General features: G+C 68.7%; 7 protein-coding genes. 2 read left to right on the top strand and 5 right to left on the bottom strand.

What is annotated here, in order from left to right:
- Positions 1-16: 16 nt before the first annotated feature.
- Positions 17-1945: a glycogen debranching N-terminal domain-containing protein gene (locus FKD65_RS06630; RefSeq protein ID WP_141576642.1), complete on the top strand. Its 1929-nt coding sequence runs from the start codon at positions 17-19 to the stop codon at positions 1943-1945.
- 8 nt (positions 1946-1953) lie between these two features.
- Here the strand turns inward: FKD65_RS06630 and FKD65_RS06625 are convergent.
- Positions 1954-2750 (bottom strand): IS5 family transposase gene (locus FKD65_RS06625; protein ID WP_240810296.1). Its coding sequence is split into 2 segments (ribosomal slippage): positions 1954-2408 and positions 2408-2750, totalling 798 coding nucleotides; the frame shifts between segments, so codons are not numbered across the junction.
- A gap of 944 nt (positions 2751-3694) precedes the next feature.
- On the opposite strand from FKD65_RS06625, the gene FKD65_RS06620 reads away from it, so the two are divergent.
- A complete protein-coding gene (locus FKD65_RS06620) occupies positions 3695-4627 on the top strand; it encodes an alpha/beta fold hydrolase (RefSeq protein ID WP_368367228.1) in 933 nt (310 codons plus the stop codon).
- On the opposite strand, the gene fxsT is transcribed toward FKD65_RS06620, so the two are convergent.
- From fxsT to FKD65_RS06600, 4 genes are all read right to left on the bottom strand, one after another.
- Positions 4613-8551 (bottom strand): FxSxx-COOH system tetratricopeptide repeat protein, encoded by a 3939-nt coding sequence (gene fxsT / locus FKD65_RS06615; protein ID WP_141576640.1) that lies wholly within the window; start codon positions 8549-8551, stop codon positions 4613-4615. The genes FKD65_RS06620 and fxsT overlap by 15 nt on opposite strands.
- 14 nt (positions 8552-8565) lie before the next feature.
- A complete protein-coding gene (locus FKD65_RS06610) occupies positions 8566-9762 on the bottom strand; it encodes a TIR-like protein FxsC (protein WP_141576639.1) in 1197 nt (398 codons plus the stop codon).
- Between the two features lie 77 nt (positions 9763-9839).
- Entirely contained in the window at positions 9840-10664 is an 825-nt protein-coding gene (locus FKD65_RS06605; RefSeq protein WP_240809995.1) for an aminoglycoside N(3)-acetyltransferase, read from the bottom strand.
- Positions 10648-12951 (bottom strand): FxsB family cyclophane-forming radical SAM/SPASM peptide maturase, encoded by a 2304-nt coding sequence (locus FKD65_RS06600; protein ID WP_141576638.1) that lies wholly within the window; start codon positions 12949-12951, stop codon positions 10648-10650. Before FKD65_RS06600 ends, FKD65_RS06605 begins: the two co-directional genes overlap by 17 nt.
- Between the last annotated feature and the right edge of the window lie 335 nt (positions 12952-13286).

Genomic DNA, 13286 nt, shown 5'->3' with positions numbered 1-13286 from the left:
CCCGACGGGAGCTCCCTTGCCTCAGCCCGCGATCCATCGGCACATCACCTGCGTGGCGGCACCGGCGATCTGGCTGTCACCACCGAGCGGCCAGCTGACGGGCGGTGTCGACGGCCTGTACGTCGCCGAGCGGCGCGTGCTGTCGCGCTTCGTGGTGACCGTCGACGGGCGGGAGCCCGAGCCGGTCGAGGCCGGGCCGCTCGGCGCGAACGGTGCGCGCTTCACCGGGTCCGCGGGGGCGCTGGCCGTCGAGCGGGTCCGTACCGTCACACCGGAGGGTGGCACGGAGCAGATCACCCTGCGCAACACCGGGGACACCCCGGCCGCCGCGGTCCTGCGGATCGCGGCGGCCGGAGACCTGGCCTCGATCAGCACCGTGCGGCGCGGGGAGGACCCCGGCCTTCCCCACACACCGCTGGACGACGGCGTCGAATGGACCCGGCCGGAAGGCCAACGGGTGCGCCTCGACGGTCGCACGTACGCCGAGGTGTCGCTGGCGCCGGGCGAGACGTTCAGCACGACCGTCACCGTCCGTGCCACGCCCCCGGACACCCCCGGGTTCCGCCCGGCACCCCCGGCCGGCCGCGCGCCGTGGGCCCGGGCACCGCTGGCCGTCCGGTCGGGCGACGAGCGGCTGGACCGCCTGGTCGCCCAGGGCGTCGACGACCTGGGCGCGCTGCTGCTCGCCTATGAGGGCGACTTCTACTGCGCCGCCGGCAGCCCCTGGTACCTCACGCTGTTCGGCCGCGACGCGCTGTGGACGGCGCGCCTGGCGTTGCCGCTCGGCCACGAACTGGCCGCCGGCACGCTGCGCGTACTCGCCCGCCACCAGGGAGACCGCCACGACCCGGGCACCGAGGAGGAGCCCGGCAAGATCCCGCACGAGCTCCGTCCCGGCGACGCCACCACCTGGTTGCCGCCGCTGTACTACGGCACGGTCGACGCGACGCCCCTGTTCGTCGTCACGCTCGCCGAAGCACGGCGCTGGGGCATGCCGGACGCCGAGGTCGCCGCCCTGATGCCCGCCGTGGAACGCGCGCTGGAGTGGCTCGGCACGTTCGACGGGGGTTTCGTCTCCTACACCGGGAGGGCCGACCGACTGGCCAACCAGGGCTGGAAGGACTCCGACGACGGCGTCCAGCACGCCGACGGCCGCCCGGCCCGCCCGCCGATCGCGCTGTCGGAGGTGCAGGCGTACGCCTACCAGGCCGCCGCCCTCGGCGCCGACCTGCTGGACGCCTTCGGCCGCCCGGGCGGCGCCCGCTGGCGGCGATGGGCCGCCGACCTGGCCGAACGCTTCCGCGCCCGCTTCTGGGTGGACGGCTACCCGGCCATCGCCCTGGACGGCGACGGACGCCCGGTCGACGGAGTGGCCTCCAACCTCGGCCACCTGCTCGGCACCGGCCTGCTCACCCCCGACGAGGAGACCGAGGTCGCCCGGCGACTCATCGAACTGGACTCCGGCTGGGGCCTGCGCACACTGAGCCCGGACGCCGCCGGCTTCGACCCCCTGTCGTACCACCTCGGCTCGGTGTGGCCGCACGACACCGCCATCGCGATCCTCGGGCTCGTCCGCACCGGCCACCACGAGTTCGCGGCCCGGCTGGCCCGGGGCCTCATCGCCGCCGCGCCGTCGTTCGGCCACCGGCTGCCCGAGCTGTTCGGCGGCCACGACTCCTCGACGCCACCGGTGCCGTACCCCACCGCGTGCAGTCCCCAGGCCTGGGCCGCCGCCGTGTCGCCCGCCCTGGTCACCGCACTCCTCGGCCTCGATCCGAACCTCCCCGCCGGACGCATCGCCCTCGCCCCCATGCCCGGCATCGGCGAACTGTCGGTCGACAACATCCGGATCGGCTCGGCCGTCATGTCGGCCCGTCTCACCACCGAAGGCCACGCCACCCTCACCGGCGCCCCGCAGGATGCGGCAGTGAAGGTGACCCCTTAGGCGTCATCTCATTTGGCTAGTCGGCGGTGGCAGATGAGTGTGGCGGCGATGCCGACGAAGGCCAGGAAGTGTTCGGGCTTGCGTTCGTAGCGGCGGTGCAGGCGGCGGCAGCCGCTCAGCCAGGACACCGTCCGTTCCACCACCCAGCGGTGCCGTCCGAGCCGGTCGGAGGACTCGATGCCGCGGCGCGCGATGCGCGGGGTGATGCCTCGCCCGCGTAGCCAGCGCCGCAGGTCGGTGTAGTCGTAGCCTTTGTCGCCGTGCAGTTTTGCCGGGCGGCGCCGGCGCGGCCCGCGCCGGGAGCGGATCGGCGCGATGCCCCGCACCAGCGGCTCCAGAGCGAGCTTGTCGTGGGTGTTGGCCGCCGAGATCCCGACAGACAGCGGCAGTCCGGCACGATCGACCAGCAGATGGATCTTCGACCCACGTTTGCCGCGGTCGACAGGATTCGGGCCCGTCAGCTCCCCCCTTTGCTCGCGCGGACGCTGACGGAGTCGATCGCGCACCGCGACCAGTCGAGCTCGCCGCGCGCACCCAGCTCGTCCAGCACCAGGCGGTGCAGCTTGGCCCACACCCGCGCGGCCGTCCACTCGGTGAAGCGCCGGTGCGCGGTCGGGCCCGACGGCCCGAACACCGGCGGCAACTGCTGCCATGTACAACCGGTGGTCGCCACAAAGATGATTGCCGCCAGCACCTCACGATCTCCGTGCCGACGCCTGCCACCGCCCTGCGGCCGCGTCGGAGCGGGCGGCACCACCCGCTGGAACAGCTCCCACAACTCCTCTGGCACCAGCCGCTCGACCATCTCCACGACCGTAGGCTACTGCCACCAATCCAAATGAGATGACGTCTTAGAGAAAACGCCGGAGCCCACCACCGATCCTCGGCGCTGCCGAACCTGCGGCGCGCCCCAGGCTGTTTCGCCGATTATCCGCTGGCCGGGCGCGACCACGTCACCAACGACAGGGCGGGGGATGCCCACGCCGAGCGAAGGCATGTGCCCGGCCTGCGCGTTCGAGGGCCTAGAAGGCCACCCGCATGCAGCGAAGCAGCGGCCGCATCCTGCCGGCCTGGCTCAGTCTCCGGAGACGGACGCCGTGGGCAAGGGAAGGGTCCTGACGACGCAGCACTCTGCGTTTTGAAGTCGGTTCTCGCATCAGAACAGTGCTCCCTCACTATCGGATGGAACCGCTCTGTCCACGTGCAGCCCCCTCCCCGCGCCGCTTCTTTCCCGCCTCGTGTCAGTCCGGTTCGGAACCGCCGAGCGGACGAGGAGCCGACACAACAGTGTCAGGCCCTATACCTCGGTGACCGAGGGGGCTTCACTGACCCCGTTTCTCCTCGCGCAGGGCCGAATGGCGACAAAGCATGACCACAGTTTGACGGAGTGCCCTCGAATGCAGGAACGCCCCTGGTAGGCGGGTTGATCACTACAACCCGCATGGTGTACCAGGAGTTTCCGCATGCGGTTCCGCCGTGCGGCCGCGGATCTGCCGCGTCCTACGCTGAACGCGGACGCCCAGGACGCAAACCTGGTCAATCAATCGACGAGACTATCCCCAGTCACCACACAGCACCTGTGCATCGTGATCAACTACTGATGATGAGGACCTTTCGGCTGACACATATAACTGATCAGAGCAAGCCGCATAAGGCAGGAAGAGAAGGCGGTAATGTGCCGGGCTCGACAAATGGCTTTAGGCGTGGCGTGAGGTGTTGACTCCTGTGCGGTGACTCAGTTAGAAGCGAATGAAGGCGCTTCACAGGGGTCCCGCATCGGATCGGAGGCTGCACTTGATGACGGTTGTGACCGCCACGGACGGACGGGGGCTTGCCGTGGAGCAGTGCGGAGCACCCGGAGGCCGGCCCGTTTTCCTCCTTCACGGAACGCCCGGGAGCAGACTGGGGCCGATTCCACGGCCCATGGTGCTCTATCAGCTCGGGATCAGGCTCATCTCCTTCGACCGAGCCGGTTACGGCCTTTCAGATCGGAGCTTCGGGCGCACGGTCGCCGATATCGCTGCCGACGTCCGCGCCATAGCCGACTTCCTGGGCCTGGAGGAGTTCGCTGTCCTCGGCCGGTCGGGCGGCGGCCCGCATGCCCTCGCATGTGCGGCGCTGCTGCCCGAGCGCGCCCGACGCGTCGCGGCACTGGTGGCGCTGGCGCCCGCGCAGGCGGAGGGTCTCGACTGGTTCGAGGGAATGGCCGTGTCCAACACCCGGCAGTACCTCGCGGCGCGCGGCCAGGGTCGGCTGATCTCCGCCCGGCTGCGGTCGGCCGCCGACGGCATCCGCGCGGACCCGGCGCGGTATCTGGCTGAGATCCACGCGGAACTGACCCGGTCGGACCGGCGCGTGGTGGCCGACGCCGGGATGCGCAGGATGCTCTACGAGACCTTCGCGGAGGCGTTCCGCAGATCGGCGGACGGCTGGATCGACGACCTGCTGGCCTTCAGCCGTCCGTGGGGATTCGACCCCGGTGACATCGGAGTTCCGACGATGCTCTGGCACGGCGCGGACGACACGTTCTCGCCCGCCGGGCACTCCCGGTGGCTGGCCGGACGGATCCGCACCTCGACCGTCGTGATCCAGTCCGACTCGGCGCACTTCGGCGCGTTCGACGTCATCCCGGACATGCTGGCCTGGCTCGCCGAAGCGGTCCAGCCGTCACAGCGGCTGTAGCTCCAGATCGCGGTTGATCCGGACGCCGTTCCTGACGTTCGCGATGATCGGGTGCGGGTGTTTCTCCGCCAGCACGAGCAGGGCTTCCGCGGCCTGCTCACGCAGCTCGTACGCTTCCGTCGTACGGTTCATGTCCTGCAGGGTCACCGAAAGGTTGGCCCGGCACACATTGGTGTCCGGGTGCCGCTCGCCCACGAGCTCGGTCAGCCTGGCCAGCGCGTCCCGTTCGAGCGCCTCGGCCTCCTCGCACCGGCGGACGTCGCCCAGGCAGTTCGCGTAGTTGATCGTGGCGGACAGTACGAACGGGTGTCCTCGGCCGGGAGGCTGCCCGCCCAGCGCCAGTTCCAGAGCCGGCACGACCTTTGACGCGAGTGCCACCGCCTCTTCTAGATCACCGGCACTCCGGAGATAGCAGCCCAGATTGTTCTCGACGAGCAGGGTGTGCGGGTGCTCTTTGCCCATCTGCCGGGCATGGACGACCAGTGTGGCGCGGGCTCGGTCGCGGGCCCCCAAGTGGTCACCGAGCGCGGACATGCAGGCAGCGACTTCCAGGTCGGCAGGCGCGGAGTCCGGCGAGTCAGGGAAGTAGCGCTGATACCTGGCATAGGTCTCCTCCGCGAGGGCCAGAGCCTCCTCCAGTTGGCCGACCTTGCGCAGCGATATCGCCAGGCTCGTCCCCACACGCAGCGTGTCCAGGATCTGGTCGCCGAGGACCTCCATGTACCTCTGGTAGACACCACGCAGCATCTCGACGGACTCGTCGTAGCGGCCCGCCTCACGTAAGTCCCACGCGAGGCAGGACTCGGTGTAGAGCGTGTAAGGGTGATGCTCCCCGAGAACGTGGCGGCGGCTTTCCAGTGTCTGCAGGTCCTGCCGGTACGCGCTGGCCGATCTGCCGTTCAAGCGGTAGTCGACCCCCAGGTTGTGCGCGGTCATCAGGGTGCGCGGGTGGTCCTCGCCCCAGGTATCGGTGGCGCGCTTGAGGGTCTTCTCATCCATTTCCAGGGCTTCCCGGAACCGGCCGAGCGCGCGCAGGTCCGCGGCGACGCTTCCCGCCGTCATCAGCGTGTGCGGATGGTCGGGCCCCAGCGTCGGTGAGTTCATCTGCCGGTTCATCACATCGATGTCGCGCTGGTACGCGGCTTTGCTGTCGCCGCGCGAGCGCTCCACGTTGGCGATCTGCGCCTGCAGGAACAGCCACTGGAAGTGGTCCTCGCCGAGCTTGCCCGTCCATTCCTTGCTCAGTCCGTCTCCGAGGGCGAGGGCGCTGTCGAAGTTCCCGCGCTTCCACTGGTACCGCACCAGGTCGATGAGCATCTGCCTGACGTCCTCGTCATCGCACAGGGCGGCGCCTGACGGCTTGACGTGCGGCAGGATCTCCTCCAGGTTCGGCCAGCTCCTCGGGTCGTCGGTGTCCCCGTGCTTGGGACGTGCTCCGAGGAGGATCTTGTGCACGGCGTGGCAGGTCTCCTCTGTCCTGGCCGTCGACAACCCGTGCCGGATGACGGACTGGACGAGGGTGTGGACCTGGATGGAGTTGTTGTCCTGGTCGACCCTGGCCAGCGCGAATCGGCTGATCTCCCGCACGTGCTTCCCCAGGACGAGCCGGTCGCGCAGAGTCTCGTCCAGCGGCAGGAGGATGCTCGCCATCTCGTCGCTGTAGACGAGGTCGAGCGAGATCGGTTCCGCGGAGAAGAAGGCCAGCAGTTCCAGCAGCCGCGCCGCGGCGGGAGACGCCTCCCGCAGCTGCCGGAAGGTGACGTTCCAGGTCACCGCGACCGACTGGGGCACGTCTTTGGCGCTCAACTCCAGCGTGGACGCCGTCTCTCGTTCCAGTGCCTCCAGGTACTCGCCGGCCGGCATGAAGGTGGACGCCAGCCAGGCCGCCGCCTGCTCTATGGCGAGCGGCAGGTTGCCGAGCGCCTTGGCGATGTTGTGCGCGTTGTCGTCGGAGATCTTCGGGACTCGGCGCCGCAGGTGCTCGACTGCCTCAGCTTCGGCGAACACGTCCACCATCAGCGCCTGGGCGAGTTGGGTCCAGTCCGGGTCGCGGGAAGTGATGATGACGTGCCCGTCGCCGCCCGGCAGGTATTCCTTCAGTTCCTTGGGATTGTCGGCGTTGTCGAAGATGATCAGCCAGCGAGGGGTGGGTGTGCCGCGGCGCAGCGCGTCCAAGGCGGCGTTCGCGGCGTCAGCGATGCTGTCGCCGACCCGCAGCCCCATGTCCTCGGCCAGGTTGGCGAGCCCGGCCCGGATCGAGTCGGGCTGCTGAGCGTTGATCCACCAGACCAGGTCGTAGTCCGCCTTGAAGCGGTGCGCGTACTCGATGGCGACCTGGGTCTTACCCACCCCGCCGAGACCGTGGAGGGCCTGCGGCTGGACGATCCGCTGCGTGGTGCCCAGCAGGTTGTCGCGAAGCTGCTCCAGCAGCCTGCCGCGACCAGTGAAAACGGCGTTGCGCCGGTCGACGTTCCACGTGGGGGGCGCCGTCCGGGCCGCCCCTGGGAAGCGGGGCACCACCCGCGAGTGCTCGGTCGCCTGGTCGTCCGAGCGCTTGGAGTGGCCGAGCGAGCGCAGCAGCGCCTCGCGGGCCTCCCGCTCCCCTTGCCCGGTGAGGTCGACCGGCATCGGGCCGCCGAAGGCCGTGCCGAGTTGGGCGTCCAGGACGCGTACGGCCGTCAGCCTCCTGTGGGGACCGGCGGTTCGGCTGGTCAGGACGTCCCACTCCTGCTGAGCGGCCTGCGAGGAGACGAAACTGGGGGACAGGAGGACGAGCGTGTGGCCGGACCCGGCGGCCCGTCCCTCGGACGGGTCGTTCTGCCCTGTGTCAACGCTGCGTGTGATCACCCGGTATCCCACGCGTCCCAGGACCAGGCTCATCCAGTCCACCCACGAGCGGTCCTCGGACACATAGCTGATGTAGACGTCGGTGACCTCCGAGGGCCCGCGCCGGGTGAAGCGGTCCAGCGTGGACTTCCTGAGCTCCTCGGGTATCGGCCTGTAGGCTCCCACCCGGCCCTCGGTGATCTCGCCGCAGAGCCGCTCGAAGGCCGCCAGCATCGAGTTCGGCGAGCCCGGCGCGTCACCGAACGTCGCCAGCGTCTCCTCGAAGGCGTAGTACGGGCGGTACGGGATCTCCACCGAGAGCCAGTATCGGGCCGACTCCTCCTGGTTCATGCCACGCGGGAACTGGTCGAACCGTTCGCGCGCGTAAGCCCGGCCCGCCTCGACCTTGGCGTTCTCGCCGTAGTCGATCCGCATCGGCACCGGCAGAATGCGAATGCGACGCTCCCGGTAGCGTTCGTCGATGTGCGCGGCGATGGCGGCCGCGCCGTCGACGCTCTGGTCGCTCAGCGTGAAGCAGTCGACCAGGACGTCCGGGAAGTGAACGGTGCAGATGTCAGCGATGTCGCTGAGCCCCGTGCGGCTGTCGATCAGGACGTAATCGTAGTGCCGCCGCATGTCGGCGCGCAGGGCGTCGAAGAACTGCCCTCCGCCGAGCCGGTCGTAGAAGTTGTCCCAGTCCATGCTGGTGATCAAGGAAGAGTAGTCGCGGTTCTGCCGGCCGGCCGAGACGAAGTCCAGCATCCCGCCGTCCGGGAAGTCCCAGTCGAGCGACACCGCATGCTTCAAGATCTTTGCGTACTTCAGGTGCCAGTCCCGCGCGGCGTCCTCGTGCCTGTGCGTCGCCGCCCACGAGTAGTCGGTGAGCAGTTCGATGACTCCGGGCGTCTCGGCCACGGTCCTCTGGTCCATGAAAGGGTGGAAGAACTTGTGCAGCCCCGGCGACTCCAGATCCCAGTCGACGACGAGCACCCTGTTCCCGGCCATCGCCATGATCCATGCGACGTTGGCCAGCGCGGTCGTACGCCCGGTGCCGCCTTTGTAGGAGTAGAAGGTGACGATGGTGCCGTCGCTGCTCATGATGCCTCCTAGCCCTAGGACTCCGGCCCCTGAAGTGAGGGACGGGACATGGTGGGCGGAGTCTGCGGGGGATGGACTTCCGTGGTCTTGAAGTAGCGGGAGACCGCTTCATGGACGGCCTTGGGCAGTGCGTCGCGGAAGGCGTTGATCGAAGCGAGGCGCGTAGCGGAACCGATCAGGGCCGTGCTGCGGGGAAGCACCTCCGTCAGGCCCTCGGCCAGGTCCGCGGAAGCGGTCATCGTCTCGTGGTCCTCGGAGTTGAACGGCGCGAGGAGGTTGACGGGATCGCGGTCCATCTGCCGCAGGCGTTTGCCGATGACAGGGTCCTTGGCGGCCCACGGGTCGACCACCAGGACGCCCGGTTCCTCTGCGGGGTCCTGCGCCGCGTCATCGATGCCGTCGACGATGGAGCCATGGCCCATCTCCTCGAGGACCTCCTGCGCGTAGGCGCCGATCGGCCCCAGGTGGTCGTGATCGCGGTAGGGCGTCCACTCCAGCGCAGTCCGACCGTAGTAGTAGGCATCACGGCCGCGTGGGAGCTGATCCAGTTGCTGTGCGGCGAGGGTGAGCCGCACGATCGGTCGGTTCCTGGCCCGGGTCGTGTCGGTGAACGGACTCTGCAGTGCCTCCAGAGCAGAGACGGAGCTCGCCATGAGGTCGCATTCAGCCGCACGCTCCTTGATGAGCCGCGCCAGGCGCAGCACCGTCTCCTCGTAGTCCTCCCGGTACCGGCTCAACTTCATGATCCCGTAGAGGCCCTCGGCGGCATAGGCCTCGGGGAAACCTGGGGAAGTGTTCTGTATCGAGTGCACCGAAGATGGCAGCTCGTCCAGTTCCATGGGAACCCAGAAGGCCGGGATGATCGCCGACGGAGGGTTCTGCCCCAGCGCCTGGGCCTGGCAGCGCCGTTGGAAGGCGGCCCACTCCCTCCCGCAGTAGTCGCTCTCGAAGTAGGCGGGAGAGAACAGCGCGACAAAGATCCGGCAGTTCGACAAAGCGATCTTCAGGCGGTCTGACCACTCGACCCCCACCGGGATCTGCCTGTCCATAAATCCCGGATTGGACACGCCCATTGTCTGGCCGACATCCTGGCAGAGATCGTCGAAGAACTGGGTCACCCACCGGCCGGAGACCTCGGGCTGAAAGCGTGACCTGGCATAACTCAGAAAGAACTGCGGGCGCTCGTTCTCCGGTGAGCTCCTTCCGGACATACCACTCCCTTCTGGGACAACTGTATGACCGGACACTCTGATGTGAATATGTACTATGACGCAAATCGCGTCGTGCGTCAGCAGCCGCGCGTGTCCGCGAGCCAGGCGCAGGCGAACTCGACCGCGGCCCTCACTGGAACACGGCAGGAGCCGGCGCGACCGACACGTCCCTTGACCACATGGCGTGTCCGGTCGAGGGCGCGGCCGAGTGCGGCGAAATCCCCGTCGTCCAGGACGACGTCCTCGTACTCCCACCAGACCGGGCGGCCGCCGCGTTCGATCACACAGCGGTATGTGCGGGTCGGTGGGGCGGGCCGATAACGGTACTCCGCGAGGTGGAGCGCCGTGCACCTGTCGTACCCGACACCGATCAGCAGGATGTCGGCCTCGGCCTCGTACAGCTTCGCCAGCGGCGACCTCTCGCCGTAATGGCAGTCCGGCGCGTGCGCCGCGGTCATGTGCGCGGCCTCCGCGCCGAGCGCCGCGAACGACGTCTGGGGGTGGCCGCTCCGGCAGGCGCCGGGAGACGTCCGGATGTGCTCGGCGAGCACGCCCATCCCGGTCGATGGTGTGGACGCGAGGTCGAACGCCGGCATCGACCGGTTGAAACGCTCGCGCTCGGCCGAGGACATGCCCCTCGTCCGTTCCAGGTACGCGCGGGAACTGTCGGAATTCTCGGCCGTTGCCGTGGGCACGACGATCGTTCCTTCGGGACCGAGGACCTCGCCGAGAGCGCCCGCCACCGTGGCCGCGCCACCCTCGACCGGCCCCACGCTGCGCAGCGACGCGTGCACCAGGACGGCGCTTCCGGGCCGTACCCCCAGAGCCCTCAGGTCGTCGGCAAGCGCCGCGCGCCCGACCGCGGCCGGGTGGTCCTCCGAGGTGTCAGTCCGCCGCACCACGCTGCGGACCCCGCGAGGGTGCCGGGGCGGACGGCACCTCAGGAGGCGGCCGCCAGGATTCCAGCGTCGTGCGCATCCCGGCCACGAACTGCTCGCCGAGACCCGTCAGGGCCCCGCTCGCCTCCAGGACGCCCACCGCGGAGAGCGTCTTCGGGTACCACTCGTCGAAGTGCGCGCATGCCTCCACGGCGGTGCCGCTGTCCGGCGACTGGGCTCTGCGACGCCAGAAGTCGGCGACGGCGATGTGCGCGTAAGTGCCCTGGAGCAGTCCTTCGATCGGCCGGAGATCCTCGCGCCAGGGGGCCTGGTACTTGGCGTGGTCGTTCGCGTCATAGAGGTCGACGAAATCGAGTACTGCGCCGAGCTTCACGTGCTGGAACTCGTGCAGCAGCAGCAGGCAGAGCAGAGCCGGAGTCTCGGGAAGTGCGATGCCGACCGATCCGAACGCGTCGCGCGCCGCCGAGCTCACGCTGCGTCCCCCTCCCGGATCCTTGAGCGGAACGATCGTTGACAGGGCGCCGGCGATTCCCTCGGCGTACTCCGCGTAGTCCGCCTCCAGCAACTCCCATGCCTCGCGCAGGAAGATCCGCCACCGGTCGAACTCCTTGTCGCTGAGCCTCCCGGCGGCGGGCCAGTCATGACGGTCGCGGAAGGGGTCCAGGTCCTCCAGCGCGACGGAGAGCCTCCCGGCCCGCACACGCCGGACCTCCTCCGGCTCACCGGCGTCCGGGACGTGGATCCGTCCGTCGGCGACCACCACCGTGGTCACGTCCTTGTCCAGGACCGCGAACCGCCCGACCGTCGGGAAGTACGCCGCGCCGCCCCGAACGGGGATCTGGAGCTCGGCGCTCAGCCCGGCACGTGCGGCGGCCACGCAGGCGACGGCGGCGATCAGGCCGTCGTCGGCGGGATCGGCGCCCCACTCGAGATCTCTGAGCCGCTCGGCCGCCCACACCCGCACGTAGGGGTGGGCGAGTACGGCGTCGAGTGACGCGGGGTCCTCGGCCTCGACCCGTTTCACCAGGTCCCAAGCCGGACCCGGGGTGGTCGCGCGGCCGATCGTCACGAGAAGGCTGAGATTGCCGACCGCCTGGGTGCTCTTCAGGCGGCTGATCGCCGACCGGTCTCCGTGGCCCGCGGCCAGGGAGCGCAGAACGGCGGGAGGCAGCACGTCGGGACGCTCTGCGACGCGCTTCCGAACGTGTTCGACCAGAGTGAACAGGTCATCACAGTAGACGCTGGGGTTGTCGAAGCCGGATCCGTCTCCGCGGTATCGGTGGGCGAACAGTCCGCCGCCGCAGGTGGCCACGACGGGGCATTCCTTGCACTGCGTGCACAGCGCGGCGAGCCCACCTCGACGCGCCGCGACACCGTAATGCTCTCCCGCCTGGTCGACTGAGTTCTGGAAGACGTCGGTTCCGGTACCCGGCGCGCCGTCGTAGGCGGTCTTGAGCGAGTCGACCTGCTCGTACCGTCCGTCGGTCTCCACGACGAGGAGATCGGTCGGCTCGAGGCCGAGGGATTCGGTGAAGCTTCTCCCGCCTTGGCTCGTGCTGGTGATCGAGTCGAACATCCGAATGGCGACCGGGCGCCCGTCGGCGAACCAGCGGTCCGCGATCCTGATCAGCCAGTCGGAATAGGCGGTGGCTGATGGCCGCGGGGGCGGCCGGTCCCAGGTGTGGTGCGGCCAGAGGAAGTCGATCGCCGGGGGCTCATGCGCCAGGAGTTCCTCGTAGACGGCGATCGGATCATTCTTCACGTCGATGGTGCAGAGAAGACCGGAGTACAGGTCGGGATACTCCGTGCGGAGCAGTTCGACGGCTTTGACGACCTTGTCGTAGCTGCTCCGCCCATCTCGGTAGAGGCGGTGCCTGTCGTTGGCGGCCCGATCCCCGTCCAGCGAGATCCCGATCTTGACGCGGTGCTCGCGGAAGAGGTCGCAGAACTCCCGGTCGAGGCGCACGCCGTTGGTATGGAGATGCAGGTCGATGTCGCAGAGACCGCGCAGCGGGCCGCGCAGCGCGATGATGAGGTCGCGCAGATGGTCCGGTCCGGCCAGGAGCGGCTCTCCGCCGTGCAGGACCAGGCAGACCTCGTCCAGACCGTGGGCCCTGACATGGTCGGCGATGCGCTCGGCCGTCCGCGCCATGGTGGCGCCGGTCATCCTCAGAGGCCGCCCGCGCCAACTCTGGTCTGCGTGCTCGTAGACATAGCAGTGATCACATGCCAGGTCGCACCTGCTGTGGACCTTGAGCACGAACTGTCGAAATAGAGCTGACACGGCCATCGATATGGAATGTGGCCTCAGATGAACGAGTTGAATGCGGCTACCCGTACCGGCTCTGCTCCATCCGCTTCCTGCTGGTCCTTTCGAGTGAACCGCGCGACGATCCGAGCCGTCTCGCTGCTCGCCGCCAGTACGTCGAGCCGAGAGCAGCACGGTACGGTGAGGTCTGGCGCGTCACTTTTTGCTAGAACGTCCATTTTAGTCCCATTCGTATTATCATGCACCGACGGTCACGCTCGGCTCCTTCGTCGCTACGGATAGTCGCCAAACTTAGAGGCGCCTAAGCCGATGGCCACGGCGCCGTGGTCATCGGCTTAGGCACTTTTTAGCCTGAC

Origin of the sequence: Actinomadura sp. WMMA1423 (genome assembly GCF_006547145.1) — a bacterium.
Lineage (GTDB): Bacteria > Actinomycetota > Actinomycetes > Streptosporangiales > Streptosporangiaceae > Spirillospora.
The sequence above is the reverse complement of the archived record's forward strand: the minus strand, read 5'-3'. Positions and strand labels throughout refer to the sequence as shown.